General features: G+C 67.5%; 26 protein-coding genes, 1 tRNA gene and 2 pseudogenes. 9 read left to right on the top strand and 20 right to left on the bottom strand.

Going from position 1 to position 26769, the window contains the following annotated elements:
• From IEX88_RS04060 to IEX88_RS04055, 3 genes and pseudogenes are all read right to left on the bottom strand, one after another.
• A pseudogene (locus tag IEX88_RS04060) lies at positions 1 to 459 on the bottom strand (hypothetical protein); the annotation flags it as partial.
• Positions 460 to 627: 168 nt separating this feature from the next.
• Positions 628 to 768 (bottom strand): annotated as a pseudogene (locus tag IEX88_RS27170) (DUF6538 domain-containing protein); the annotation flags it as partial.
• Positions 769 to 932: 164 nt separating this feature from the next.
• Positions 933 to 1006 (bottom strand) — tRNA-Gln (locus IEX88_RS04055).
• A 334-nt stretch (positions 1007 to 1340) separates the two neighbouring features.
• Between IEX88_RS04055 and IEX88_RS04050 the strand changes: the two genes are divergently transcribed.
• The 3 genes from IEX88_RS04050 (at position 1341) to IEX88_RS04040 (ending at position 3106) form a co-directional block, all read left to right on the top strand.
• Positions 1341 to 1730 (top strand): HTH-like domain-containing protein, encoded by a 390-nt coding sequence (locus tag IEX88_RS04050; protein WP_188849244.1) that lies wholly within the window; start codon positions 1341 to 1343, stop codon positions 1728 to 1730.
• Positions 1727 to 2164: a PIN domain-containing protein gene (locus IEX88_RS04045; RefSeq protein ID WP_188849243.1), complete on the top strand. Its 438-nt coding sequence runs from the start codon at positions 1727 to 1729 to the stop codon at positions 2162 to 2164. Before IEX88_RS04050 ends, IEX88_RS04045 begins: the two co-directional genes overlap by 4 nt.
• A gap of 267 nt (positions 2165 to 2431) precedes the next feature.
• Positions 2432 to 3106, top strand: a complete 675-nt coding sequence (locus tag IEX88_RS04040) for a polyamine aminopropyltransferase (protein WP_188849242.1) — start codon at positions 2432 to 2434, stop codon at positions 3104 to 3106.
• An 85-nt stretch (positions 3107 to 3191) separates the two neighbouring features.
• Here the strand turns inward: IEX88_RS04040 and IEX88_RS04035 are convergent, their stop codons facing one another.
• Positions 3192 to 3656 (bottom strand): nuclear transport factor 2 family protein, encoded by a 465-nt coding sequence (locus IEX88_RS04035; RefSeq protein WP_188849241.1) that lies wholly within the window; start codon positions 3654 to 3656, stop codon positions 3192 to 3194.
• A gap of 113 nt (positions 3657 to 3769) precedes the next feature.
• Complete coding sequence (locus IEX88_RS04030) at positions 3770 to 4762, bottom strand: LysR family transcriptional regulator (RefSeq protein ID WP_188849240.1); 993 nt, start codon at positions 4760 to 4762, stop codon at positions 3770 to 3772.
• A gap of 82 nt (positions 4763 to 4844) precedes the next feature.
• On the opposite strand from IEX88_RS04030, the gene IEX88_RS04025 reads away from it, so the two are divergent.
• From IEX88_RS04025 to IEX88_RS04010, 4 genes are all read left to right on the top strand, one after another.
• Entirely contained in the window at positions 4845 to 5468 is a 624-nt protein-coding gene (locus IEX88_RS04025) for an FMN-dependent NADH-azoreductase (RefSeq protein ID WP_188849239.1), read from the top strand.
• 193 nt (positions 5469 to 5661) lie between these two features.
• The gene (gene ku / locus IEX88_RS04020) at positions 5662 to 6591 is read left to right on the top strand and encodes a non-homologous end joining protein Ku (protein WP_188849238.1); all 930 of its coding nucleotides are present in this window, start codon (positions 5662 to 5664) and stop codon (positions 6589 to 6591) included.
• A gap of 6 nt (positions 6592 to 6597) precedes the next feature.
• Positions 6598 to 9300 (top strand): DNA ligase D, encoded by a 2703-nt coding sequence (ligD, locus tag IEX88_RS04015; RefSeq protein ID WP_188849237.1) that lies wholly within the window; start codon positions 6598 to 6600, stop codon positions 9298 to 9300.
• 122 nt (positions 9301 to 9422) lie between these two features.
• Complete coding sequence (locus IEX88_RS04010; protein WP_210319231.1) at positions 9423 to 10295, top strand: SDR family oxidoreductase; 873 nt, start codon at positions 9423 to 9425, stop codon at positions 10293 to 10295.
• A 296-nt stretch (positions 10296 to 10591) separates the two neighbouring features.
• On the opposite strand, the gene trhO is transcribed toward IEX88_RS04010, so the two are convergent.
• The 14 genes from trhO to uxaC all read right to left on the bottom strand — a co-directional run bounded on the left by trhO (position 10592) and on the right by uxaC (position 24289).
• The gene (gene trhO, locus IEX88_RS04005; protein ID WP_188849235.1) at positions 10592 to 11497 is read right to left on the bottom strand and encodes an oxygen-dependent tRNA uridine(34) hydroxylase TrhO; all 906 of its coding nucleotides are present in this window, start codon (positions 11495 to 11497) and stop codon (positions 10592 to 10594) included.
• Between the two features lie 110 nt (positions 11498 to 11607).
• Positions 11608 to 12279, bottom strand: a complete 672-nt coding sequence (locus tag IEX88_RS04000; protein WP_188849234.1) for a haloacid dehalogenase type II — start codon at positions 12277 to 12279, stop codon at positions 11608 to 11610.
• Between the two features lie 28 nt (positions 12280 to 12307).
• A complete protein-coding gene (locus IEX88_RS03995) occupies positions 12308 to 13090 on the bottom strand; it encodes an ABC transporter ATP-binding protein (protein WP_188849233.1) in 783 nt (260 codons plus the stop codon).
• Complete coding sequence (locus tag IEX88_RS03990; protein ID WP_373289547.1) at positions 13087 to 14064, bottom strand: FecCD family ABC transporter permease; 978 nt, start codon at positions 14062 to 14064, stop codon at positions 13087 to 13089. Before IEX88_RS03990 ends, IEX88_RS03995 begins: the two co-directional genes overlap by 4 nt.
• A gap of 59 nt (positions 14065 to 14123) precedes the next feature.
• On the bottom strand, positions 14124 to 15095 hold the full coding sequence (locus IEX88_RS03985) for an ABC transporter substrate-binding protein (RefSeq protein WP_188849232.1): 972 nt from the start codon (positions 15093 to 15095) through the stop codon (positions 14124 to 14126).
• A 255-nt stretch (positions 15096 to 15350) separates the two neighbouring features.
• Positions 15351 to 16409 carry a succinylglutamate desuccinylase/aspartoacylase domain-containing protein gene (locus tag IEX88_RS03980; protein ID WP_188849231.1) on the bottom strand — a complete coding sequence of 353 codons (1059 nt, stop codon included), beginning with the start codon at positions 16407 to 16409 and terminating at the stop codon, positions 15351 to 15353.
• Positions 16410 to 16475: 66 nt separating this feature from the next.
• Positions 16476 to 17228 carry a 2-dehydro-3-deoxy-D-gluconate 5-dehydrogenase KduD gene (gene kduD / locus IEX88_RS03975; protein ID WP_188849230.1) on the bottom strand — a complete coding sequence of 251 codons (753 nt, stop codon included), beginning with the start codon at positions 17226 to 17228 and terminating at the stop codon, positions 16476 to 16478.
• On the bottom strand, positions 17225 to 18049 hold the full coding sequence (gene kduI / locus IEX88_RS03970; protein WP_188849229.1) for a 5-dehydro-4-deoxy-D-glucuronate isomerase: 825 nt from the start codon (positions 18047 to 18049) through the stop codon (positions 17225 to 17227). The genes kduD and kduI overlap by 4 nt, the downstream gene beginning before the upstream one ends.
• 97 nt (positions 18050 to 18146) lie before the next feature.
• Complete coding sequence (locus IEX88_RS03965) at positions 18147 to 18479, bottom strand: cupin domain-containing protein (RefSeq protein WP_244639797.1); 333 nt, start codon at positions 18477 to 18479, stop codon at positions 18147 to 18149.
• 17 nt (positions 18480 to 18496) lie between these two features.
• Positions 18497 to 19978 carry a mannitol dehydrogenase family protein gene (locus IEX88_RS03960; RefSeq protein WP_188849228.1) on the bottom strand — a complete coding sequence of 494 codons (1482 nt, stop codon included), beginning with the start codon at positions 19976 to 19978 and terminating at the stop codon, positions 18497 to 18499.
• Positions 19979 to 19982: 4 nt separating this feature from the next.
• Entirely contained in the window at positions 19983 to 21263 is a 1281-nt protein-coding gene (locus IEX88_RS03955; RefSeq protein ID WP_188849227.1) for a TRAP transporter large permease, read from the bottom strand.
• 1 nt (position 21264) lies between these two features.
• The gene (locus IEX88_RS03950; protein WP_244639796.1) at positions 21265 to 21780 is read right to left on the bottom strand and encodes a TRAP transporter small permease; all 516 of its coding nucleotides are present in this window, start codon (positions 21778 to 21780) and stop codon (positions 21265 to 21267) included.
• 73 nt (positions 21781 to 21853) lie between these two features.
• On the bottom strand, positions 21854 to 22843 hold the full coding sequence (locus tag IEX88_RS03945) for a TRAP transporter substrate-binding protein (protein WP_188849226.1): 990 nt from the start codon (positions 22841 to 22843) through the stop codon (positions 21854 to 21856).
• A 39-nt stretch (positions 22844 to 22882) separates the two neighbouring features.
• Positions 22883 to 24289, bottom strand: coding sequence for a glucuronate isomerase (gene uxaC, locus IEX88_RS03940; protein ID WP_188849225.1), 1407 nt, complete (start codon positions 24287 to 24289; stop codon positions 22883 to 22885).
• An 86-nt stretch (positions 24290 to 24375) separates the two neighbouring features.
• Here uxaC and IEX88_RS03935 point away from each other — a divergent pair, with 86 nt between their 5' ends.
• Both IEX88_RS03935 and IEX88_RS03930 read left to right on the top strand, forming a co-directional pair.
• Positions 24376 to 25077 (top strand): GntR family transcriptional regulator, encoded by a 702-nt coding sequence (locus tag IEX88_RS03935; RefSeq protein WP_188849224.1) that lies wholly within the window; start codon positions 24376 to 24378, stop codon positions 25075 to 25077.
• Between the two features lie 52 nt (positions 25078 to 25129).
• Complete coding sequence (locus IEX88_RS03930; RefSeq protein WP_244639795.1) at positions 25130 to 26062, top strand: sugar kinase; 933 nt, start codon at positions 25130 to 25132, stop codon at positions 26060 to 26062.
• 186 nt (positions 26063 to 26248) lie between these two features.
• Here the strand turns inward: IEX88_RS03930 and mntR are convergent, their stop codons facing one another.
• Positions 26249 to 26683, bottom strand: a complete 435-nt coding sequence (mntR, locus tag IEX88_RS03925) for a manganese-binding transcriptional regulator MntR (RefSeq protein ID WP_188849223.1) — start codon at positions 26681 to 26683, stop codon at positions 26249 to 26251.
• Positions 26684 to 26769: the final 86 nt, after the last annotated feature.

Genomic DNA, 26769 nt, shown 5'->3' with positions numbered 1-26769 from the left:
GGCAATGATCTCACGCTGCGTTGAGGCGGAAGGCGGCGCCTCCGTCGCCGCGTCTGGTGCAGACACGAATGCCAACCCGACGCGCTCCTCTTCCGGCAGCGTCGTCGCGACAAAAGCATTCTGCCGACGGTCGATCATCGGCCAGCGCTCGGCGACGTTGAGGAGCGCGTCCGCCTTGGCGCGGTACAGCTCCATCTTTGCCCGCTCACGATTGGCGAGCGTGTCGGCAAGGCCGACATCGGCCATCTGCTGGCGCACGTCGCGATCGAAGACGCTGCTGCGCGCTTGCTTCTGCTCGGCCCGGAACGTCTCGGCGATCGGCGCGATGTGAGGCTCGGGAATGCCGTGGCGCAGCAGCAGGCCCCGTCCTCCACAATCCGCCTCGAAGGTCAGCAGGCGCGTTGTCCCGAAAAGCTGGATGAGGCGATACGCCCAGCCAACCTCGATATCGGCCTCCATTTCGCGGACATCGTCGACCGCGCCGCTTCGCCGAACGGCGAAGGCGATGTCGTCGAGGTGAGCCGTCATTCGCTCGATCTCGGCGCGGAAGAGCTGGTCGAGCTGGTCTTTCGTGGTCATCGCGGCGGTTGGTCTCACAGTCAGGTCGGCAAGCAGCGTGTTCAGCCGTCGCGCCATGTAGGCCGCTTTGAGATGATCGGACAACCGGAGGGAGAAAGACAGGCGGGCCTGACGGCGCACCCGCCGGAATCGGGTCGGCACGCGGGCACGCCAGTAGAAGGTGTGACCACGCCGTTCGAGATTTGCCACGTCATGCCGAGTCGCCAACGACCGGATCCCTTGAGCTTGGAGCCCCGTGGGACGGCAATGGCCATCACCTCTGGGCTACAGGTTTGGGCCCAAGGCGAGAAAACAGCGCTGAGAGGATTCTCAGCTACCGAAAGCATCAATGATTACAATGGCTTGATATGGTCTGGCTGGGGAACCTGGATTCGAACCAAGACTAGCGGAGTCAGAGTCCGCTGTTCTACCCTTAAACTATTCCCCAGCAGGGAACCGGCGCGCCGAAGCGCGCGGTCGAGAGGGCTTATAGCGGGAGTTTTCGCTTCTGTGAACCCGGCGAGACGGGAAATTCGCAAAAGCGTTTTGGCGCCGGAGAGCGGCTCTGGATCGGCAGGCTGCGCGGAAGCGAGGGCGCGGGGTAGTGCGAGCAGCGGACGGGTTCTGCCGGGATCTGCAAGGCGGCCGGTGCTGGCAGAATGGGAGAGACCAAGGCCCAGCCGACAACCCGGGCGCGATGGCGTGTGACAGCGACGCCATTCCGGGGTATCGCTGCGCACATTGCCGCGGCCACCTGCCGCCCGCGTGCTGGAGAGAGACCCGTGAACATCGATGTCCTGGCGGACGCGCTGCGCCGCGAATATTACGACGCCTCGGCCGAAAAGGGGAAGGCGACGAGCGCCCTCCTCTTCGGCGTGCGCTATGCCGACCACCTCTCGGCCGAGACGATCGAGGCCATCGTCACTGCCGCCGGACTGCCGGAGAGCTACCGCGCCGATGTGCGCAAGGGGGCGCGCATGGCCCGCTACGTGACCCTGCGCGACGTCGATTCCGGCGCCGCGGCCGCGTCGGTGGACGGGGCGCCCTCCGCGTCGGGGGCCAGCGATTCGATGCCGGCGGCACGGCGGTCGTTCAAGACCTTTCTCCTCGCCTTTCCCGGCGGCGGCGAGGCCGAGCGCGGGCATCAGCGCCTCCGGGAGCATATGCTGTGAGAACCGGCCGCGAATTTCTCATCGATACCAGCATCCTCGCGCAGCTCGCCCCGCACCGGCAGCCGATCTCCAACGATCTGGCGCGATGGCTGGAAGAAAATGCCGAGAGCAGCTTTCTCTCCGTCGTTACGGTGATGGAGCTGCAGCGCGGCGCCTCGACGCTGAAGTTCAAGGGCGAGACGGCGCGCGCCTCGGCGCTGCAGAACTGGATCGACGTGCTCACCGCCGAATACGGCGCGCGCATCCTGCCGGTGACGGCCGCCGTCGCCACCGCGGCCGGCGACCTCTACGGCCGGCTGGAAGCGCGCGGCACCGAGCCGGGCTTTGCCGATGCGCTGATCGCGGCGACGGCGATCAGCCAGGGCCTCACCATCGTCACCGCCAACCGGCAGCATTTCGCCACCCTGACCGACAATCTCGTCGACCCCGCCTGACACAGGCGCGCAGCAACCCCGCACCGGAACCTCCGGCGCGGCTTTCCGGCTTTTGACCAGGACGCGGATTCGATAGCGGGCCGGGCGCGCGGCTGGGAGCGCTGCTCCGGTTGCGGTCTCGCCGGCCAGCGGCGGCCGTTTCCGTGCCGAACCGCCGTTTTCCCGCCGCGGGCACGGGGCCGGGCACCGCCTTGCTCTTCTGGCGGGGGGAGAGAGCCCGCCGGTTCGCCAGCCCTCCCCCCATCTCTGCCCTCGAAGGTCTGCCGCATGATTCCCTGGGTCCATCTCGACAGCACGTCCATTCCCGGCGACGCGGGCCAGCTCAAGCTGATGCGGCGGGGGACGGAGTTCTCGATCATGCTCGGCGCCAACGAGCTGATGAACAGCCGCCTCAGCGGTTCGGAAGAGGCGCTCGCCACCCTCGCCGGCGAAAAGATCGCCGGTCGCACCGCGCCGCACGTGCTCATCGGCGGCCTTGGCATGGGGTTCACCCTGCGCGCCGCGCTTGCCGCCTTCGGCGCATCGGCGCGCGTCACGGTGGCCGAACTCGTGCCCGCCGTGGTCGCCTGGGCCCGGGGACCGATGGCCGACGTGTTTGGTCCGTGCCTCGACGATCCGCGGGTGGCGGTGGAGGTCTCGGACGTTGGCCGCCTGATCGGGCAGGCCAGTGCCGGCTACGACGCCATCCTGCTCGACGTCGACAACGGGCCGGACGGCCTGACCCGGCAGGGCAATGACAGCCTCTACGACGCCGCCGGCCTTGGCGCCGCGCACCGCGCCCTTTGCCCCGGCGGAGTGCTCGCCGTCTGGTCTTCGGGACCGGACCGCGCCTTCACCGCCCGCCTGCGCCAGACTGGGTTCACGGCCGAGGAGGTGGCGGTGCGGGCCAATGGCAAGCGCGGCGGCGCCCGCCACGTCATCTGGCTGGCCAGCCGCCGGTAGCAGGCTCCCCTCAGCGGCACTCGGCCCGGGGCGTCGACGCCCTGCCCCCCCTCAAAAGGCGCCAGCGGTGGCCGCCCGCGCGATCTCACAGTCCGAGGTCGGAGAGCCCGGGATGCCCGTCGGGGCGGCGACCGAGCGGCCAGAGGAATTTGCGTTCGCTTTCCATGATCGCCAGATCGTTGATGCTGGCGATACGCAGGCGCATCAGCCCCTCCGCGTTGAATTCCCAGTTCTCGTTGCCATAGCTGCGGAACCAGGCGCCCTCGGCATCGTGCCATTCATAGGCGAAGCGCACGGCGATGCGGTTCCCTGAAAAACTCCAGACCTCCTTGATCAGCCGGTAGTCCTGTTCGCGCTGCCATTTCAGCGTCAGAAAAGCCTCGATCGCCGGCCGGCCCTGCAGGAACTCGCTGCGATTGCGCCAGCGGCTGTCCTCGGTATAGGCGAGCGCGACGCGCGCCGGGTCGCGGCTGTTCCAGCCGTCCTCGGCCATGCGCGCCTTTTCGGCGGCGGTCTCGGCGGTGAAGGGCGGCAAGGGCGGACGGCTCATGCGCAAAACTCCTCTGTGGCCTCAGACCGGGCGACGATCGAGAGCGCCGCACGATCCAGGACCGCGCGACCCCCGCGAGCGGCGCGTCCTGACGACGGCGTGCGCCACCCCGATTACTCGGCCGCTTCCCTTGTGATGGCGTCGGCCGCATCGGCCTTGCGGGCGGCGATCCAACAAGGATCCCAGGCGGGTTCCGGGCCAAAGCGCGCGGCGAGGAAATCCACCAGCGCGCGAATCCGCGCGGTGGTCGCACGGCCGGGCAGCATGACGGCATAGAGCCCGACTTCGGCGAGCGACCAGTCCTCGAGCACGACGACAAGGCTTCCGTCACCGATCGCCTCCGAGGCGGCAAAGGTCGGCAGGACGGCAATCCCGAGTCCGGCGCGCGCCATCTCGCGCAGGGCCTCGCCGTTGTTCGATCGAATCTTTCCGGTGACGCCGACGCGCACACCAGGGGCGTTGGAGTGGCGGAAGCGCCATTCGGCGGTGAGCGCAGCATTGGTGTAAAAAAGCACCTCGTGACCGGCGAGATCGTGCGGATGCGTCGGGCGGCCCCGTGCGGCGACATAAGAAGGGCTCGCCACGGCAACGGATCGCACCGGGGCGAGCTTGCGGGCGATCAGGCTGCTGTCGGGCAGCTTGCCGATGCGCAGAGCGAGGTCAAACTGCTCGGCGATGAGGTCGACAGTCCGGTCTTCCAGCACGAGGTCGAGCTCGATGCGCGGATGCAGCTTGACGAAGTCGGCGAGGGCAGGCGCCAGATACTCCACCCCGAAACTGATCGATGCGGTAAGCCGGATGCTGCCGGCAATTTCCGACGTCGCCTGCGCCACGGCCTCGTGCGCCGTTTCGAGCTCGGCGAAGATCGTGGAAAGGCGCCGGTGGTAGTCGCTGCCGATATCGGTCGGCGTCGCGCCGCGGGCGCTGCGCACCAGGAGGCGCGCGCCGAGCCGGCGCTCGAGATTGGCGACGCGGCGGCTGACGATGGACTTGGAAACCCCGAGCCGTTCGCCGGCCCGCGCGAAACCGCCGGTCTCGACGACCATCGCGAAGGCCTGCACGTCGACGAAGGCGACGGCGGTCGGTTCCATTTTCTGCAACACCATGATCCGAATTTTGCGGCTGCCGGAAACGCTGGCCGGATTCTATGTCCCTGTCAGCCATTCTTGTCCAGCAGGGAACAGAACCATGACCCAACTCCTCGTCATCAAGAGCAGCGTCACCGGCGCCGCCTCCGTCACCAATGGCCTGATCGACCGGATGGTCGATCGCCTGCGCCATGACGTGCCCGGCCTTGTCGTGACCTCTCGCGATCTCGACGCCTCGCCGGTTCCCCATCTCAGCTCGGCGACGCTCGGCGGCATCGGGCGCGGCGAGATGGGCGAAGGCTCCGCCCCGACGCGCCTCCTGTCCGACACCATGATCGCCGAGCTGCAGGCGGCCGACATGCTCGTCATCGGCGCGCCGATGTACAATTTCGGCATTCCCTCGACGCTGAAGAGCTGGTTCGACCATGTGCTGCGCGCCGGCGTGACCTTCCAGTACGGTGCCGACGGCCCGAAGGGCCTTGTCCGGCAAAAGCCCGTGATCGTCGTCGAGGCCCGCGGCGGTCTCTACAGCGAGGGGCCGGCTAGCGTGATGGACGCGCAGGAGCCGCATCTCAGGGGCATGCTCGGCTTCATGGGCCTGGCCGACGTCGAGTTCGTCCGCGTCGAACGCCTGGCTTTCGGCCCCGACGTCGCCGGCCCTGCGATCGAAGCGGCGGCCCGCCGTCTGGCCGCCATCGGGCTGACGCCGGCCCTGGCCGCCTGACAGGGGTTTCGGGATCCCCGGCGCACGGGCGCTGCCGGGACCCTTCCGAGGCGATGAGGCCCGTGCCGACAGCCGCGGTGTCGGCACGGATGAAGGCCATGCAAACTGTGTGGGGGAGAGAGTCGGAACACGCAGGCACAAACGGCGTTGAGTCGGCACTTTCAGCTGGCTGTGTTGTGTGGAGTTCGCGTCGATGGCATCCCGTCCCGTCTGGAAAGGCCAGATCCGCCTGTCCCTCGTCTCCATCCCGGTCGAGATCTTCTCCGCGACCAAGTCCGGCGCCCAGATCTCCTTCCGGCAGATCCACCGCAGCAGCGGCAAGCGCGTCCACTACGACAAGGTGGTGGAAGGCATCGGCCCGGTCGACGCCGACGAGATCATCAAGGGCTACGAGATCGGCAAGGACGAATATGTCCTCCTGACCGACGAGGAGATCGAAGGCGTCAAGCTGGAGACGCGCAAGACGCTGGAGCTCGTCCAGTTCGTCGATTCCACCGACATTCCGCCGCTCTACTTCGACAAGCCCTATTACGTCGTGCCGCAGGACGATCTGGCCGAGGACGCTTTTCGCGTCGTGCGCGACGCGCTGCGTCAGGCGAAGAAGACCGGACTCGGCCAGCTGTCGATGCGCGGCAAGGAATATCTCGTCGCGCTGCGCCCCTGCGGCAATGGTCTGCTTCTCGAGACGCTGCACTATGCCGACGAGATCAAGAAGTCGGACACGATCTTCGAGGACATCTCCGACGACGAGGCGGAGGAGGATCTCCTCGCCGTCGCCAGCGAGCTGATCAAGCGCAAGACGGCGCCGTTCAAGGCCGAGAATTTCAAGAACCACTATACCGAGGCGCTGAAGCGGCTGATCGCCGAAAAGCGCCAGGCCGGCAGCGATCAGCTGTTGATCGAGGATGCGGACGATGCGCCGCCGCGCACGAAGAGCAATGTCATCGATCTCATGGCGAGCCTGAAGAAGAGCCTGGAATCGTCCGGCAAGTCCGAGACCGCCGACGAGGCCAAGCCCGCGGCCAAGAAGCCGGCGACCAAGAAGGCGGCCAAGCCCGCAGCGAAGGCGCCGAAAACCGCAAAGCCCGCCGCCAAGCCGGCGGCCAAGCGCACGGCGGCTTAAGCTGCCATGGACTCGTCCGCCGACGCCCTTCTGGAAAAATACCGCGCCAAGCGCGATTTCGCCACGACCGCCGAGCCGTCAGGGCAGGAAGCGGCGCAAAAGGGCGAGGGTCTCGCCTTCTGCGTGCAGAAGCACGATGCAACGCGCCTCCATTACGATTTCCGGGTGGAATGGGAAGGCGTCCTGAAAAGCTGGGCGGTGACGCGGGGCCCGAGCCTCAACCCCGCCGACAAGCGGCTGGCGGTGCGCACCGAAGACCATCCGCTCGACTATGGCGACTTTGAAGGCACCATCCCCGCCGGACAGTATGGCGGCGGTACGGTCATGCTGTGGGACACCGGCACCTGGGAGCCGGAGGGTGACGCCGAGGCGGGGCTTCGCGACGGCAATCTGAAGATGCACCTCCACGGCACGAAGATGGAGGGCCGCTGGGTGCTGGTGCGGATGAAGCCGCGGGCGAAGGAAAAGACCGAGAACTGGCTGCTGATCAAAGAAAAGGACGATGCCGTCGACACCGAGACGGACCTCCTGAAGGAGGACCGAAGCGCCAAGACGGGTCGCTCGATGGACGAGATCGCCGCCGGGAACGAGGAATGGTCACGTCCGACCCAGTCGCCTGCCGATAAGGCGGAGGCTGCGGAAAAGCCCGCGCGCAAGCCTGCCAAGGGCAAGGCCGAGCCGGCGGCCAAGGCGGCGAAAACCCGATCATCGGATGCCGCGCCTGAGAAGGCGGTGAGAAAATCCGCCGGAGGGGCCGTTGCCGTGCCCGAGTTCGAGCCGCTGCAGCTTGCCACCCTCGTCGACAGCGCCCCCACCGGGGCCGACTGGCTGCACGAGATGAAATACGACGGCTACCGCGTCCTCATCGCCATCGGCGGCGGCAAGGCAAAACTCTACACGCGCAACGCGCTCGACTGGACCGACCGCTTTGGCGCGATCCTGCCGGCAGTCGAGGCGCTGGATTGCGACAGCGCGCTGATCGACGGCGAGATCGTCGCCTTCGACGCCGACGGCGGCACCGATTTCTCCACCCTGCAGCAGCACCTGAAGGACGGCGGCGCGCTCTCCTGCTTCTGCTTCGACCTGTTGATGCTGGACGGCAAAGATTTGCGCGACGCGCCGCTCACGGACCGAAAGAAGCTTCTGAAGACACTGCTGTCGGGCCACGAGGAACCTGTCCTTCTCTATTCCGAGCATATCGACGGCAATGGTCCGGCGGTGTTCAAGCAGATCTGTGCCGCGGGCCACGAGGGCATCATCGCCAAGCGCGCCGATGCTCCCTACCGCGCCGGTCGGCAGAAATCCTGGCTGAAGGTGAAATGCACGCGGCGGCAGGAATTCGTCATCGGCGGCTTCTCGCCGTCCGACAAGAAGGGCCGGGCCTTTTCCTCCATCCTCGTCGGCGTGCGCGAGGACGGCGTGTTCAAGTATCGCGGCCGCGTCGGCTCGGGCTTCGACGACGATGCGCTCGAGGACCTCAAGGCCCGGTTCGACGCGCTCGCCGTCAAGGCCTCGCCCTTCGACGACCTGCCGCGGCCGATCGCCCGGACGTCGAAATACGTGAAGCCGGAACTGGTCGCCGAGATCGACTTTGCCGAGCTGACCTCGGACGGCCAGATTCGCCACGGCGTCTTCAAGGGATTGCGGGAGGACAAGAGGGCCAAGGAGGTCGTCGACGAGCGGCCGGCATCCGCTGCCGCGGCGACGAAGGCGAGCCGAAAGAGCAAGGGCGACACTTCTGACGAGACCAGCGGGGAAGCGGCGGAGCCGGCAAAGCCGGTCGCCGAACGCAAGCGGGTTTCGCGGGCGGATCGCAAGGACGCCGTCGTCGCGGGGGTGAAGATCTCGCATCCGGAGCGCGTGGTCTTCGACGAGGGCGGCGTCACGAAACTGGCTCTGGCCGAGTATTACGAGGCGGTGGCCGAGCGCATGCTGGTGCATGGCGGCAACCGGCCACTGTCGCTGGTGCGGTGCCCCGACGGCCCGACGAAGCAGTGTTTTTTCCAGAAGCATGATTCCGGCGGGTTTCCCGCCACGATCCGCAAGGTGGCGATCGCCGAGAAGGACGGCGGCACCGCCGACTATCTCTTCGTCGACGACGCCGCCGGCCTCGTCGCGGCCGTGCAGATGAACGCCTTGGAATTCCACATCTGGGGCGCCCATGCGGACGACGTCGACAAGCCGGACCGGGTGGTCTTCGACCTCGATCCCGACGAGAGCCTCACCTTCGCCGACGTGAAGCAGGCCGCCTTCGACATGCGCGACTGGCTCGCCGACCTCGGCCTCAGGACCTTCCCCATGATCACCGGCGGCAAGGGCGTGCATGTCGTGGCACCGCTCGACCGGCGGCAGGACTGGCCGGCGGTGAAAGCCTTCGCCCGCGACGTCGCCGAGCGCCTCGCGGAAGCGGAGCCGAAGCGCTACGTGGCGACGATGTCCAAGGCCAAGCGCACCGGCAGGATCTTCATCGACTGGCTGCGCAACGAGCGCGGCTCGACCGCCATCGCGCCCTATTCGACGCGCGCCCGCGACGGGGCGCCCGTCGCCGTTCCCGTGACATGGGAGGAACTGGAGACGCTCGAGGCCGCCAATCTCCTCCGTCTCGACGACGTCATCGCCCGGATCCGGGAGCCCGATCCTTGGGCCGACTATGCCGGGGTTCGCCAGTCGCTGACGAAGACCTTGCTGAAGAAGCTGGCCGGCAAATGACATTCTCCCCTCGCCAGCGGCCTTCGGGGGAAGTCTGAGGGAACCCGTCTTTCCCCTTGGGATTCCCCTCGCATGCCTTGCCGGCCGCCAACGCGAAGCCGGCCAACATGCAGGAGCCCTCGATGATCATCGATCCGAACAAAGACGCCCCGCAGCCGCCACAGCCGAGCCAGCGTCAGGACCCGCCGGGCACGACGGCCGAGATGACCCCGACGCCCGATCATGGCGAAAAGACCTATCGCGGTAGCGGCCGGCTGGAAGGGCGCGCCGCCATCATCACCGGCGGTGATTCCGGCATCGGCCGCGCCGTGGCCATCGCCTTCGCCCGCGAGGGCGCCGACGTCCTCATCTCCTACTACAACGAGCACGAAGACGCCGAGGAGACGGCGCGTTGGGTCGACGAGGCCGGCCGCAAGGCGATCCTCGTTCCCGGCGACATCAAGGACGAAAAGCATTGCCAAAGCCTCGTCGACCGCGCGGTCGAGGAATTCGGCAAGCTCGACATCCTCGTCAACAATGCCGCACACCAGAAGACCTTCGAGAAGCTCGAGGACATCAGCGCCGAGGAGTGGGACGTCACCTTCCGCACCAATATCTACAGCCAGTTCTACCTTTCGAAGGCCTCGGTGCAGCACATGAAGCCGGGCAGCGCGATCATCAACACCACGTCGATCAACGCCAAGAACCCCTCCCCGCACCTCCTGGCCTACGCCACGACGAAGGGCGCCATCGCCAACTTCACCGCCGGCCTTGCCGGTCTCCTCGCCGACCAGGGAATCCGGGTCAACGCGGTGGCGCCCGGGCCGATCTGGACACCGCTGATCCCCTCGACCATGCCGCAGGAGGAGGTCGAAAGCTTCGGCTCCAACACCCCCCTCGGCCGCGCCGGCCAGCCGGCGGAACTCGCCGCGGCCTATGTCCTGCTCGCCTCGCATGAATCCAGCTACATCACCGGGGCGGTGATCCCTGTGACGGGTGGGAGGCCGATGCTGTAGGGGGGCCTGACGGCAAAGAGGCTGACGAGCTCGCCTCGGGCGGCGCAGCCCCCTCTCCCCTCCGGGGCCAGGAATGGCGCTAGGTTCTGTGCGGCCGCGCAGCCCCCTCTCCCGGCTGCTCGCTCCCGCTCGCATCCACCCTCTCCCCTACGGGGCGAGGAATGGCGCTTCGTTCCCATAGGCCGCGGCGCCATTCTTCTCCCCACCGGGGAGAAGGTGGCCCGAGGGCCGGATGAGGGGGCCAACGCTTCCGGACGACTACGACCATTGCGCCCCCCGACCTGCATTGGCGTAAACTACCCCACCCAATCCGTCTTGCGCTTGCGCCCGCTGGCGACGAGCTGTGCCTGCCGCGTGCGAAATGCCTCGGCTCGTTCCGGCGCCAGTGTTTCGATGCAATGCCGGCAGGAGACGCCGGCCTCGTAGCTCGGCGCGGCGAGATCCTCGGGCGTGAGCGGCGCGCCGCAGCCGAAGCAGCGCTCCCATTTGGTCTCGGCGAGGCCGTGGCCGACGGCGACGCGGCCGTCGAAGACGTAGCAGTCGCCGTCCCAGCGGCTCGTCTCGGCCGGTACGTCCTCGAGATATTGCAGGATGCCGCCCTTGAGATGAAAGACCTCGGCAAAGCCGTGCTGCAGCATGTAGGCGGAGGCCTTTTCGCAGCGGATGCCGCCGGTGCAGTACATCGCGACCTTGCGGTGCCGGGCCGGATCGAGGTTCGCCGCGACGAAATCCTTGAACTCGGTAAAAGTGTCGATGCCCGGGTCGACGGCGCCGCGAAAAGTGCCGACCAGGGTCTCGTAGCGGTTGCGGGTGTCGAGCACGAGCACCTCGGGATCCTCGATCAGCGCGTTCCAGTCTTTCGGCGCGACATAGGTGCCGGCGCGCTTCGTCGGATCGGCCTCGGGGGCGCGCATGGTGATGATCTCGCGCTTCAGCCGGATTTTCAGCCGCGCGAAGGGGCGCTCGGAAGCTGAGGAAAATTTCAGCTCGCCCTGGCGCACGCCGAACAGCCGGTCGAGCATGTCGATCACCGCGTCCATCGCCCCTTCAGGGGCGGCCAGCGTGCCATTGACGCCTTCCGGCGCGATCAGCAGCGTGCCGCAGGCGCCTGCGTCGGCGCACTCGCGCTGCACCGCGCTCTGCAGAGCGGGGAGGTCTTCAAGCGCGACGAAGCGGTAGAGGGCGGCGACTGTCCAGGTCATCGCCGCGCTATAGCGAAAGCGGCGGTGTTTTCAAAGCCGGAGTCCAACCCGGCCCACCCTGTCAGGAGTGCGGCTGGGCAGGCAAGCCAGAATCCTCCCTGTTCGACCCGCTACCGCAGACCGAGAAGATGGACCAGCCCGCCGAGATCGGCGACCTCGTGCGTGGCGTAGCCGCTCGCCGAGGGCTCGTGGCCGCGGTTCACGAGGACGCGCGCGCCGAAGCGCAGGTCCCGGGCCGTCATCAGGTCGTAGCGGAAGGAGGAGGAACAGTGGACCACCTCCTCCGGGCCCACCCCCAAGGCATCCAGCATATAGGTGAAAGCCTGCATCCGCGGCTTGTAGGCGCCCGCTTCCTCGGCGGTGATCACCCGGTGGAAAGGCGCGCCCATCGCCGCGATGGAGGGCGGAATGAGATCGTCCATCGAATTGGTGAGACCGACGAGCGGGATTTTCCCGGCGATCAGACGGAGGGCCGGCGGAACGTCCGGATGCGGTTTCCAGGTCGGGATCGCCGTGTAGAGCGCCGTCAGATCCTCCTTCCGGGTGGCGACGCCGCTCCGCTCCGCGGCGCGCCTGAGGGCGTTGCCGATGACCTCGCGGTAGGGCTTCCACGCGCCCAGAACCTCATCGAGCCGATAGGCGGAGAAATCGGCGATGAAGACCTCCATCCGCTCGCCACCCAGGCGATCGGCGAAAAGGCGCCGCGTCAGCGCCGACATCTCGAAATGGATCAGCGTTCCATAGCAGTCGAAGGTCACGAATTTGGGGGTGAAGGCGAGCATGGATCTTCCTGAGATGGCGGGAGAGGGCTCAGCCCCCGCGGCCGGGGCCGAAAGGCAGGAAATGGATATGCGGCCGGGCGTGATAGGGCGAGGCCTCGACGCGGGCGTCCACTGCGAAAACCTCGCGCAGCAGGGTTTCCGTCAGCGTCTCCTCCGGCGTGCCGGCGGCGACGACGCGCCCGCCATCGAGAACGACCAGCCGGTCGCAGAACATGGCCGCATGGTTGAGGTCGTGCAAGGCGATGATGCAGGTGAGCGACAGGCTGGAGACCAGTTGCAGCAGACTGATCTGGTGGTGGATGTCGAGATGGTTGGTCGGCTCGTCGAGGATGAGCTCCCGCGGCGTCTGCGCCAGTGCCCGGGCGATATGGGCGCGCTGCCGCTCGCCGCCCGACAGCGTCTGCCAGCGATCGTTGCGCTTGTCCGTCATGCCGGCCCGCGCGATCGCCTCGCCGACGGCGGTCTCGTCGGCTTGCGTCCAGCCCGAGAAGGCGGAGCGGTGCGGGAAGCGTCCGAGCTTCACGACATCGATGACCCGCAGGTCGGCATTGGTCGCGCCGTGCTGCTCGACGAAGGCGATGCGCTGCGCCAGGGTGCGCCGCCCGAGCGAGCGGATGTCCCGCCCCTCCAGGCTGACGCGCCCGTCGCTGGGCTGCCGCAGGCCGGCCAGGAGACGCAGCAGCGAGGTCTTGCCCGATCCGTTCGGCCCGAGCAGGCCGAGAACCTTTCCGGGCTCCGCCGCCAGCGATACCCGCTCGAGCACGGGCTTCTGGCCGATCCGCCAGGAGACTTGTTCGGCGACAAGGCTCATGACGCGCGCTGGAAACGGTAGAGAATGACGGAGAAGAAGGGCACGCCCACCAGCGCGGTGACGACGCCGATCGGCAGAACCTGCTGCGGAATCAGAACGCGCGAGGCGATATCGGCCAGCACCATGAAGATGGCGCCCGCCACAGCGCAGGCCGGCAGCAGGCGGCTATGGACCGGCCCGACCAGAAAGCGCGCGGCATGCGGCACGACCAGGCCGACGAAGCCGATCGACCCGACCATGCTGACGATGGTCGCGGTCATCATCGCCGTGATCAGGAACAGCGCGAGGCGCGCCCGGCCGACATTGACTCCGAGCGCGGCGGCGGCCTCGTCGCCGAAGGCGAAGGCGTCGAGCACCTGGGCGTAGAGGAGGCAGGCGGCCAGGCCCAGGCCGACCACGGCCGAGACGAGCATGAATTCCGGCCAGCGCACGCCGCCAAAGCTGCCGAGCAGCCAGAACATCACGTCGCGCGCCTGCTGCGCATTGCCCGACGTCGTCACGATGTAGGAGGTCACCGCATTGAAGAGCTGCGAGGCGGCGACGCCGGCGAGGATCGTGCGGTCGGCGGCGCCGCGCGTGCCGCTGGACAGGAGCGCGACGAAGAGGAAGGCCGCGAAGGCGCCGAAGAACGCGCCCGCCGAGAGGGAAATGGCGCCGGCGCCGAGACCGAGGATGACGATCGCCACGGCGCCCGTCGAGGCGCCCGCCGAAATGCCGAGCACATAGGGTTCGGCCAGGGGATTGCGCAGGAGCGCCTGCATGATCGCGCCGCACAGGGCGAGGCCGGCCCCGCAGAAGGCCGCCACCAGCGCCCGGCTGAGACGGTAGTCCCAGATCACCGTCTCATGAATGCGATTGAGTTCGGCCGTAGTCCATCCCAGCCGGTTGGTCACGGTCAGCCAGGTCGTCGACAGCGGAATCGGCAGGTCGCCGATGCCGACACTGACCCCGACCACCAGCCCGACGAGCAGCAGCGAAAGGAGGAGGAGGCCGCTGTAGACAGCCGCCCCCTGGATCGCGCCGAACCGGTGTATCACGGGCGCAGACCGAGCGCCTTCAACTGCTCGGCCACCTGCTCGGCGCCGAAGATCGTGCGGATCGTGGGGTTCATCGCCTGCCCATCCATGATCGCGATCGCCTTGTTGCGCACGGCGGGCATCTGGCTGGTGGCGGAATCGGTGGTGAGGAACTCGATCTTGACCGCCGGCTTGTCGAGCGCCCAGCGGTTGCGATCGAGATCGGCCACCACGATCACGTCCGGCTCGGCGGCGATGATGCTCTCCCAACCGAGCGTCGGCCATTCCGCGCTCGCCTCGACCGCATTGGTGCCGCCGAGAAGGTTGGCGATATAGCCGGAAGCGCTGTTGCGCCCGCCGACATAAGCGTCGGCAGAAGGCGACGGGCTGGAGAACCAGAACACGTAGGAGAGTTTCTTGCCGTCGTTTGCAGGTGCTTGCCGAAGCGCCGCCTCGCGGGCCTTGAAGTCGGCGATCAGCGCCTGGCCGCGGTCGGCGACGTCGAAGATCTGCGAGAGTTCGCCGATCTCCTGGTAGAGAAGGTCCATGTTCCAGAGCTGATCGCGGCTGCCATAGGCGTCGTCGCCCTCCTTGGCGGCGAGGCAGGTGCTGGGCGACAGATAGGAGGCGACCCCGACTTTGCCAAAATCATCGCGCTTGGCGACCTTGCTGTCCGGGCCGAGCAGGGTGGGCAGGGCGGCGGCCACGAAGTCGGGATTTTCGGCCAGCAGAGACTCGAAGGTCGGGAACTCGACGGTCAGCAGCTTGACCTTCGCATTGGCCTCGGCGAGTTGCGGCAGCACCTTGCTTGGCCAGAAGGCCGTGCCGACCATGCGGTCCTCCAGACCGAGAAGAAGAAGAATCTCGGCGCTGTTCTGTCCAAGACCGATCGCGCGCTCCGGCGCCTTCTCGAGGGTGATCGACGTGCCGCAGTTCTCGAGCGTCAACGGATAGCGGGTGGGCTCCGCCGAGACAGGCCCCGCGGTCATCAAAAGGGCTGCCAGCAGGCCCGGTACAGCGAAACGGTGATGGAGCGAAAACAAGGGAGATCCTGTCGGCTGGAGGTGTGCCCGCTCCATACTGCGCGATGCCGCCGCAAACAAGACAGTTCCAGTCAAGTTTCTCGCTGCCAGGTCCCCATCCCCCTTGAGGGACAGTCCCCCGCTCGTCCAACCCTTTGCCGTCGGTCGCGCCCAGAGCACCGATGACGGCGCCGCACTCAATGCCGTCATGCCCTGAAGCATTCAGGATTCCAGCGGGCCCGCCTTCGCCGTGGCCGACGGGCGCGAGCCCAGAAGCTTCAGGAGATCGTCGCCGGTGCGCGCCAGGCGCTGGCGTTTGCGCGTCAGGACGAGACCGGCCTGTGGCGCCCGCACCTCCCGCTCGCCGCCGGCCTCGCCGGGCGCCGTCAGGAGAGTGACGAGGAGAGCGCCCTCCTCCACGCGGTCGCCGGGGACGACGTGATAGAGCACCGCCCCGCCAACGGGAGCGCGGACCATCTCGATGCGTTCGAGCGGCGTCACCGTGCCGTTCCAGGCCGGCAGCGGCGCGAGCGTCGCATCCTCGATCACGCCGCGCGCGACGAGAAAACGGTAGAGGCCGTCGGCGTCGCTTCGGGCGAAGGCCGGCGTGACGTCGCTCTGGCCGCGAAATTCCACCGTCGTCACCGCCCGGCGGCGCCAGCTCGGATCCTCGTCCGGCAGGTTACGGTAAGGCGACCAGGCCGCCTCCTCGAAGGCGCCGTCCGAGCTGTCGTCCCAGAGCAGCACCGCCACCGAGCCGAGGCTGGCGGCGAGATCCTGCATATGAGGCCAGTAGGCGCGGGCGATGTAGAGATAGGACGGACCCTCGTCGTCACAGTGCAGGTCGAGCACGATGTCGTGGCCGAGCGCGAGGCTGAGGAGCCGCGCCTTCAGCCGCACGGGCGCGGCGAGCGGCGCGTCGTCGCTTGGCAGGTTCGAGGCGTCGGGCGTATCCAGCAGCGGAAAGTCGCGGTTGAAATTGCCGCGCGACTGAAAATCGTAGCGGCCCATATGCTCCTGGAAGAGGTGCTGGCCACTGGCCAGCGGATTGGCCTGCGGCACCACGGTGACGTTGCCGCGCAGCCGCCCCTCGGCCTCGGCGCGCTCCAGCATCGGCACGAGGTAATGCAGCGCCACGACGCCCGGCAGTTCGTTGCCGTGCAGCGCCCCCTGCAGGTAGGCGCCCGGCGCTTCGCCGTCGGTGCCGGCAAAGCGCAGCACGGGAAACTGGAAGGTCGTGCCGGGCGTATCGCCGGAAAGGGTCTCGATGGTTTTCTGCACAGGCTCACCTCGTCTGTCGCTCTTTTGCCCTTCCCTCGGCCTCGGCCGCCAGAAAGGCAAGAGCTGTCAGCGCGCCAGCCAGCCGCCGTCGACGGGGATGACCGCGCCGTGCACATAGCGTGCGGCGGCCGAAGCGAGGAAGACCGCGGTGCCGCCGATGTCCGACGCCTCGCCCCAGCGGCCGGCCGGGATGCGCTTCAGGATGTCGGTGTTGCGCGCGGCGTCGGCGCGCAGGGCCTCGGTGTTGTTGGTCTCGATATAGCCCGGCGCGATGGCGTTGACGTTGATGCCGCGCGGCGCCCATTCGCAGGCGAGCAGTTTCGTCAGCCCGGCAATGCCGCTCTTCGACGCGGTGTAGGACGCGACGCGGATCCCGCCCTGGAAGGACAGCATCGAGGCGATGTTGATGATCGAACCGCCCCGCCCCCCGGCCAGCGCCGCCCGGGCAAAGGCCTGGGCGAGGAAGAAGGGCGTGCGCAGGTTGACGCCGAGGACGTCGTCCCAGTCCTCGTCGGTGACATCGACCGCGTCGGCACGCCGGATGATGCCGGCATTGTTGACCAGGATGTCGATCGGGCGCTCGGCTGCCGCGGCTTCGAACGCCGCGACGGCGGCGTCCTTGTCCAAGAAGTCGACGCGGCACTCAGCTCCCGTGCCGCCGGCAGCCTCGATCAGGCCCAGCGTTTCGTCCATCGCCGAGCGGCCGGCGGCGACGATCTCCGCCCCCGCCTCCGCCAGCGACAGAGCGATGCCCTGGCCGATGCCGGTGTTGGCGCCGGTGACGAAGGCGCGCTTGCCCGAGAGGTCGAACAGGCTCACTTCAGCGCGTCCATGGCGACCATCTCGACATCCCGGTAGTCGACATTGTCGCCGGCCATCGCCCAGATGAAGGTGTAGGCCGCAGTGCCGGCGCCCGAATGGATCGACCAGGGCGGCGACAGCACCGCATCCTCGTTCTTGACGACGAGATGGCGCGTTTCGCCGGGCTCGCCCATCATGTGGAAGACGCGCGCATCGTCCGGCAGGTCGAAATAGAGATAGGCCTCCATACGGCGGTCGTGGACATGCGCCGGCATAGTGTTCCAGATCGAGCCCTTGTGCAGCGTCGTCATGCCGACGACGATCTGGCAGCTCTCCATCACGTCGGGATGGACGAACTGGAAGATCGAGCGCTGGTTCGAGGTCTCGGGCGCGCCGAGGTCGACGCGCTTGGCCTGGTCGATGGTGACGAGCCGGGTCGGGATGTCGCGGTGCGCCGGGGCGCTGAGGATGTAGAAGCGCGCGCCCTTGCCGGAGAAGACCAGCGGGCCGTCGCCGCGGCCGACATAGAGCATGTCGCGCGGGCCCATCTCGTACGCCGCGCCCTTGGCCTTGACCGTGCCGGCCGCGCCGATGTTGACGATCACAGCCTCGCGCCGGTCCAGGAAGCCGGGCGTGCCGGTCTCCTTGATGGCGGCAAGTTCCAGCGGGAAGACGCCGGGCACGGCGCCGCCGACGATCATGCGGTCGTAATGAGTGTAGGTCAGGTTGATCTCGCCCTCGACGAAGGCGTTGCCGATCAGGAATTCGCGCCGGAGCGCCTCGGTATCGAAGCTCTTGGCGTGGACGGGATCGATCGCGTAGCGGTTCTCGACCTTCATGGGATGTTCCTTTTCTGGGACGTCCTCAGTCCGGGACGTCGAGCAGGGCACGGCCAAGGGGTGGCAGCGGCTTCGTCGGAGAGGGAAAAGCCGGCGGTCAGGCCGGCAGAAAATCCTCGCGGGCGGGTGTAAAGGTGTCGATCAGGGTGCCCTGCTCGAGCATGCGGCAGCCATGCGGAACGTTGGACGGGATCACCAGCGCGTCGCCGGCCGAGACGACATGCGTCTCGCCGCCGATGTCGAACTCGAACTTTCCCGACTTCACGTAGACCGACTGGACATGCACGTGGTGGTGGAGCGGGCCGACACCGTTCGGGCCGAACGCGACCTCGCAGACCATCATGGCGGGCGAATAGGTCAGGATGCGGCGGCGGGCGTCGTTGCCGACGTCCTTCCAGCCGCTCGGGGTGCGGACGACGTTGTCGGTCACGGCGCTCTCCTCTCGGGTCAATGGATGTCGCCGGCGGCATAGGCGGCGACGGTGGCGCGGGCGCCCTTCTCCAGCAGCATCGCCAAGCCGCGCTTCACAGCATCGGAAAAGCGCTTGTTATCGCGGAGATCGCGGCCGAAAATTTCCTCGACGCCGAGATAGGCTTTCACCAGCGCATCGGCATCGCGGCCGGCGGTGTCGCCCAGCGCCTTCAGTCGAGCGGCGAGCGGGTCGCGCACGTCGATCGACGCACCGTTTTCGTCGGTGCCGGTGACGTAGCGCATCCAGGCGGCGACGCCGAGCGCCAGGCGGTCGATGGAGGCACCCGTCGCCAGGCGGTCGCGGACGGTGCCGAGCAGGCGCTGCGGCAGTTTCTGCGAGCCGTCCATGGCGATCTGCCAGGTCCGGTGCTTCAGCGCCGGATTGTGGAAGCGGGCGATCAGCGCGTCGCGATAGGCGGGAAGATCGGCCTCGGGCAGGTCGAGCGTCGGGATCACCTCGTCCGTCATCAGGTCGCGGCAGAGCTTTTCGATGTCGGCATTGGCCATGGCGGCCGAGACGGTCTCGTAGCCGGCGAGATAGCCGAGATAAGCGAGCGTCGAATGCGAACCGTTCAGCATCCGGAGCTTCATCTTCTCGAAAGGCTCGACGTCGGCGACCATCTGCGCGCCGACGCTGGCGAAATCCGGCCGGCCGGTCGGGAAACGATCCTCGATCACCCATTGCGTGAAGGGCTCAGAAACCACCGGCCAGGCGTCCGTCACACCGAGCGCCTCGGAAATCCCGGCGATGTCCTCCTCGCTCGTTGCTGGCACGATGCGGTCGACCATGGTGCCGGCGAAGGCGACGTCGGTCTCGACGAAGCGGCCGAAAGCCGGATCCAGCAGCGCGGCGTATTGCGCGACGATGCGGTGCACGGTCGGGCCGTTCGACGGGAGATTGTCGCAGGGCATGACGGTGAAGGGCACGATGCCGGCCGCGCGCCGCAGCCGAAGCGCTTCGGCGATCAGGCCGGGCGCCGAGACCGGCGCGCGAGGGTTGGCGAGATCCGCGACGATGTCGGGATGGGCGGTGTTGAGGTCGCCGGTCGCCGGGTCGTGGCAATAGCCCTTTTCCGTCACCGTCAGCGAGACGATGCGCACGGCCGGATCGACCATGCGGGCGAGGATCGCCGCGGGGTTCTCCGGCACCACGTCGATGGAACGCAAGGAACCGATGACGCGCAGCTGCGTGCCCTCGCCCGAGCGCACAGCGACGGTGAAGAGATTGTCCTGCGGCGCCAGGGCGTCGCGCATGTCGGCCCGGCGCAGCGACGCCCCGGCGATCGCCCATTGCGGATCGTGGCCCAGGATGTCGTCGACATAGACCGCCTGGTGCGCCCGGTGAAAGGCGCCGACGCCCAGATGCACGATGCCGATCGTCGTCGCGCGCGGATCGTAGGCGGGACGGACGACGTCTTGGGAAAGCTGGTCGAGGGTGGCGAGGCTGAGGGGGAGCATGATTCTACTTGAAGACGGAGGGAAGCCACAGCGACAGGGCCGGGATGTAGGTGACGAGCAGCAGAACGGCGAAGGCGGCGCCGTAGAAGGGCCAGATGGTGCGGATCGCCTGCGCCACGCGGATTTTTGCCACCGCGCAGCCGACGAAGAGCACGGCACCAACCGGCGGCGTGCAGAGGCCGATGCCGAGGTTGAGGATCAGGATCACGCCGAAATGCACGGGGTCCATGCCGAAGGCGGTGACCACCGGCAGGAAGATCGGCGTCGTGATGATGATCAGCGGCGACATGTCCATGAAGGTGCCGAGGAACAAGAGCAGGATGTTCAACAGCAGGAAGATCACCAGCGGCGAGGAGGTCAGCGACTGCATGAAGTCGATCATCTGGCTGGGGACGCTGAGATAGGCGAGCAGCCAGCCGAAGGAAGCGGCCGCGCCGATGATCAAGAGCACCATGGCCGCCGTGCGCACGGCGCCGACCGTCGCCTCGACGAAGTCGGCCCAGCCCATCGAGCGGTAGACCAGGAGCGTGATCAGGAGCGCATAGAGAATGGCGATGCAGGAGCTCTCGGTGGCGGTGAAGACGCCGGAGCGCACGCCGCCGAAGATGATGGCGATGAGGATCAGCCCGGGAATGGCGCCGAGCGCCCGCCGGCCGATATTGCCCCAGCCCTCGAAGGCCGTGATGGGGTAGCCGCGCTTGCGGGCGACGTACCAGGCGGCCACGGAAAGACCCATGGCGAGAAGAAGGCCCGGGATGATGCCGGCGGTGAAGAGGTCGGCGATGGAGATCTGGCCGCCGCCGGAGATCGAATAGATGATCATGTTATGCGAGGGCGGGATCATCAGCGCGATGATCGACGAGGTCACGGTGACGTTGACGGCGTAGTCGACGTCGTAGCCGCGCGCCCGCATCTGCGGGATCATCAGGCCGCCGATCGCCGAGGCGTCGGCGACGGCCGAGCCGGAAATGCCGCCGAAGAGGGTCGAGGCCGCGATGTTGACCTGGCCGAGACCGCCGCGCATGTGGCCGACGAGGCTGGCGGCCAGCGCCACCAGGCGGGCGGCGATGCCGCCGCGCACCATCAGGTCGCCGGCATAGATGAAGAAGGGAATGGCCATCAGCGCGAAGACGCTGATGCCGGCATTCATCTGCTGGAACACGATCACCGGCGGAATGCCGAGATAGAGCACGGTCGCAAACGAGGCGATGCCGAGGCAGAAGGCGATCGGCGTGCCGATCAACAGCAGCAGCGTGAAGGTCGAGAAGAGGATCGTGAGCGCCATGTCAGGCCACCTGGTCGATTGGCTGGAGATCCGCTTCCGAGATTTCGAGGCCGGCGAAACGCCGCGCCATCCGCTCGAGCGAGAAAAGGGCGATCAGCGTGCCGCCGACGACCAGCGGCACGTAGCTGACGCCGACGGGAATGCCGATGGCGGGCGAGATCGAGGCCCAGGTCCCCTCGGCCAGCATCAGTCCGTACCAGCCCATGCCGGCGCCGAAAGCGGCGACCGCGAGGTCGCTGACCGTCATCAGCACCTTGCGGGCCGGGGGCGGCAGGACGATGAGGAGGATGTCGAAGCCGAGGTGGTAGCCCTGGCGCACGCCGACGGCGGCGCCGAGCAGGATGAACCAGCCCATCATCAAGACCGAGGCCGGCTCGGTCCAGCTCGGCGAGTTGTTCATCACGTAGCGGGCCCAGACCTGGTAGGCGGTGAAGGCCGTCATCAGCACCAGGCCGATGCCCGATAGCCAGAGCGTCGCGGTCGCCAGGCGGCCGAGCCATTTCGCAAGGATGAACAAGGGCAAGTTCCCAAAGACCGGTGGACGAGCAGGGCAGCCCCGCCGAAGCGGGGCCGCGGGTCGCGAAGGCTGCTTACTTCTGGGTGTCGCGGATGCGCTTCACCAGGTCCTGCAGCTCGGGCGTGTCGGCGTATTTCGCGTAGATCGGGTCCATCGCGGCGATGAAGGCGGCCGGGTCGATCTCGTTGATCTCAGCCCCCGCGTCCTCCACGACCTTGCGCGACTTGGCTTCCTGCGCGTCCCAGAGTTCGCGCATCTTGCCGACCGATTCCTTGGCGGCCTCGCGCACGGCAGTCTGGTCTTCCGGCGTCAGCTTGTCCCAGGAGATCTTCGACATCATCAAGACTTCCGGGCACTGCGAATGCTGGTCGAGCGAATAGAACTTCGCGACCTCGTAGTGCTTGGAGGATTCGTAGCTCGGCCAGTTGTTCTCGGCGCCGTCGATGAGCCCGGTCTGCAGGCCGGAATAGACCTCGCCATAGGCCATGGGCGTGGCGTTGGCGCCGAGCGCGTTGACCATGTCGACGAAGAGGTCGGACTGGATGACGCGGAACTTCATGCCCTTCAGGTCGTCGATCGAGGTGATCGGCTTCTTGGAATTGTAGAAGGAGCGCGCGCCGGAATCGTAGACGGCGAGGCCGACATAGCCAGCCGGTTCGAAGGCCTTGAGGATGTCCTCGCCGATCGGCCCGTCCATCACCGCCCGCATGTTTTCCTTGGAGGTGAAGATGTAGGGCAGGCAGGCGACGGTGGTCGCCTTCACGATGCCGTTCATCGGCGCGAAGTTGACGCGGTTGAGGTCGATGACGCCGAACTTCGTCTGCTCGATCGTTTCCTTTTCCTCGCCGAGCTGGTGCGAGGCGAAGACCTGGACGGCGATGCGCCCGCCGGTCTTCTCCTTCAGCACTTCGCCCATGAACTTGACGGCCTCGACCGTCGGATAGCCATCGGGATGGGTATCGGACGAGCGCAGGGTGATCTCCTGCGCGGAAGCCGCGGTCGCCATGCCGCCGAGGGCGGTGGCGACAGCCAGTGTCGCGGCGAATGTTCTGATCATGCCCATGTGAATTTCCTCCCAGAAATCGGCGGCGGGTGCCGCCCGTCAGAGCCTGTAGGCCTCTTTGGCCAGGCGATAGCTTAGGTCGTGCGCGAGCTCGAAGGCCTCGTCCTCCCTCAGCCGCCCCGTGGTCACGAGACCTGACAGGAAGGCGCAGTCGACCCGGCGGGCGACGTCGTGGCGGGCCGGGATCGAGCAGAAGGCGCGGGTATCGTCGTTGAATCCGACGGTGTTGTAGAAGCCGGCGGTCTCGGTCGCCTGCTGGCGGAAGCGCATCATCCCCTCGGGGGAATCGTGGAACCACCAGGGCGGACCGAGACGCAGGCAGGGATAGGTGCCGGCGAGCGGCGCGAGCTCGCGGGCGTAAGCCGTCTCATCGAGGGTGAAGAGGATGATGGTCAGCCCCCTCTCCTGCCCGACGGCATCCAGCATCGGCTTCAGCGCGCGGACATAGTCGGTGCGGGTCGGGATGTCGTAGCCCTTGTCGCGGCCGAGGGCCAAGAAGATCGGGGCGGAATGGTTGCGGAAGGAGCCGGGATGGATCTGCATCACCATGCCGTCCTCGACGCTGAGGCGCGCCATCTCGGTCAGCATCTGCGCGCGGAACAGCTCGCGCTCGGCCGGCGTGCCGCCACCCGAGGCGACGACGCCATAGAGACGTTCGGCATCGACGCGGGCAAGATCGGCGGTGGCGGCGGTGGGGTGGCCGTGATCGGTCGCGGTGGCGCCGAAGCTGCGGAAGAAGGCGCGGCGGGCGCGGTGGGCGTCGAGATAGCCGGCATAGGTCGCTGTATCGCAGCCGGATATCTCGCCGAGTTTTGCCAGATTGCCGACAAAACCTTCGAAGTCGGGATCGGTCACGGCGTCGGGACGGTAGGTCGTGACGACCTTGCCCTGCCAGCCGGACTCCTTCAGCGCCGCGTGAAAACTTAGGTCGTCGAGCGCACCCTCGGTGGTGGCGATCGCTTCGATGTTGAAGCGCTCGAACAGCGCCCGCGGCTTGAACGCGTCGCGGGCGAGATGCTCGGCGATGGTGTCGTAGGTCTCGTCGGCCGTTGCCGACGACAGGCGGACGTCGATGCCGAACAGCGTCTCGAAGGAATGGTCGAGCCACAGCCGCGTCGGCGTGCCGCGGAACAGGTGGAAATGCTCGGCGAAAATCCGCCAGATCTTGCGCCCGTCGGTCTCCGTCGCATGGCCCGCGGCGTCGGGCACGCCGAGATCGGCGAGCGCCACGCCCTGCGAGGCCAGCATGCGGAAGATATAGTGATCGGGGGTGACGAAGAGCTGCGCGGGATCGGGAAAGTTCTCGTTCTCGGCATACCAGCGCGGATCGGTGTGGCCGTGCGGGCTGATGATCGGCAGATCCTTCACCGTCCGATACAGCGAGCGGGCCAGGCCCCGGCCACGATCATCGACGGGAAACAATCTGTCGTCGTCCATCAGCGGCATCGCTTCGAACCCCTCCCAGGGCAACCATCCATTGCTTGCGCGAAAACTGGTATGCTAGTATACGAAGGGTGTCAACGGGGGTGGCGATGTCGCTGGAATGGGCTCTGCAAGACGTCGTGGCGGCACCGCGCAGCACGATCGCCGATACCGTCTTCGACGAGTTGCGCCGTGCCATTCTGGAACTGCGGCTGCAGCCGGGAACGAAGATTTCGGAAGCCGAAATCGCCAAGCGTCTCGGCGTGTCGCGCCAGCCGGTGCGCGAGGCTTTCGCGCGCCTCGCCCGCGCCGGCTATCTGCGCATCCAGCCGCAGAAGGCGACGGAGATCATGAAGATCTCGACACGGGAAGTGCTGAACGCCCGCTTCATCCGCGAGGCGGTGGAGGTCGCCACCGTGCGCCGCGCCTGCGAGATCGGCGACGCCGTCATGCTGGACCGGCTCGGCGAGATCCTGGCGCTGCAGGAAAAGGCGCAGCGGGTCGACGACCGCGAGGAATTCCACCGCCAGGACGACGCGTTCCATCTCGGCATCGCCGAGGGCGCCGACTGCCGCTTCGCCTGGACATTGATCGACGAGCAGAAGGCGCAGATGGACCGGGTGCGTTTCCTGTCGCTCGCCTTCGGCCAGTCGGCGGCTTTCGACGACCACCTGCGAATCTTTGCCGGGCTCGAGGCTCGGGATGCCGACGCGGCGGAGGCGGCGATGCGCCAGCACCTTTCGCGCATCACCGACATCCTCGCCCGCCTGCGCGGCGACTTCGACCGGTTTTTCCAGGACGGCGCGGCTTGACGGCGGAACGCCGGCGACGGCAGGGAAGACGGGCAACACACAGGGAAATGCCATGACGGACGGGATGAGCGGCGCGAAAGCCGGTGGAGCACGGCGCGTCGTGTCGATCGGCGAATGCATGGTGGAGCTTTCGGCCGCGCCGGGCGGATTGCTGCGCATGGGTTTTGCCGGCGATACTTTTAACACCGCCTGGTACCTCCGTCGCGAACTGCCGGAGGACTGGACCGTCTCCTATGTCTCGGCCGTCGGCGGGGACCAGACCTCGACCGACATGCTGGCGTTCATGGCTAAGGGCGGCGTCGACACGCGCTTCGTCCGTCGCCTCCCCGGCCGCATGCCGGGCCTTTATCTCATCCATCTCGACGGCGCCGAACGCAGCTTCTCCTACTGGCGCGACACCAGCGCGGCCAAGGCGCTCGCCGCCGACGAGGCGCATCTGGAAGCGGCCTTCGCCGCGGGCGACGCCTTCTACTTCTCCGGCATCACCCTCGCCATCCTGCCCGCCGAGGACCGGGCCCGGCTGCTGCGGTTTCTGGCGGCGGCGAAACAGGCCGGCAAGCCCGTCGCCTTCGATCCCAACATCCGCCCGCGCCTCTGGCCCGACCGCGAGGAGATGTGCGCTTCGATCGAGGCCGGCGCCGCCGTTTCCAGCATCTGCCTGCCGAGCCATCCCGACGAGCGCGACGCTTTTGGCGACGCGACGCCAGAAGCGAGCGCCGAGCGGTATCTGGCTCTGGGGGCCGGCGAGGTCGTGGTCAAGGACGGGCCGGCGCCGGCCCTCGTCGCGACGGCGGAAGGCATCCAGTCCGTCGCCGCGCCTCAGGCGGTCAATGCCGTCGACACGACCGGCGCCGGCGACAGTTTTGGCGCCGCCTATCTCGCCGCCCGCCTCGGTGGCGCGACGCCAGCCGAAGCGGTGCGATGCGGCCATGCGCTGGCCGGCACAGTGGTCTGCCACCACGGCGCCCTGCTACCGCTGGCCTGATCGGGCCGCACGCCGCGTTCACAGCAGATACCGAGACCTTTCCGACCGGCGTCGCGCGCTGCAGCGTCGTGTGCCGAGCTTACCGCCAAAGCGGCACGGCCGCCGCCGGACGTCCCTGCCCGACGTTACCGTCGGGACATGCGCGCCGTCCTGCAGGCTTGCAGAAGTTCCTGACGCACGCGCGCCCTAGCGCTCGAGATAGGCGCTGAAGGCCGCCAACGTCTCCGGTCCGACATGGTGCTCGATGCCTTCGGCATCGAGTTCGGCCGCCTCCGCGCTGACGCCGAGCGCCAGCAGGAAATCGCGCACCAGGCGGTGGCGCGCCCGCGAATCCTCGGCCAGCCGCTTGCCGAGCGGCGTCAGGAAGATCGAGCGATAAGGCTCGGAATTGACCAGGCCGTCGCGAATCAGCCGCTGCACCGTTCGCGCCACCGTGCCGGCGGAGACACCGAAACAATCGGCAAGGTCGGCCGCGCGCGCCTCGCCGCGCGCGGCGATGAGGTCGTCGATCATCTCGACATAGTCCTCGGCGAGCTCCGACTGATGGGCCTCGCGCACCCGGGCAAAGCGGGCGGCCAGGCGGATGGGCGATCCCGCCGCACTCCTCGTCGCATCCGTCATTCCCGGCTCCCCCCTCAATTCCCGCCGACTGATAGCGCTCTTTTTCATTGCGCGCAAAGTTTGCCACTGGACAAACTTTGCGCCAT

The organism is Aureimonas glaciei (assembly GCF_014643375.1).
GTDB classification, from domain to species: Bacteria; Pseudomonadota; Alphaproteobacteria; order Rhizobiales; family Rhizobiaceae; genus Plantimonas; species Plantimonas glaciei.
The sequence above is the reverse complement of the archived record's forward strand: the minus strand, read 5'-3'. Positions and strand labels throughout refer to the sequence as shown.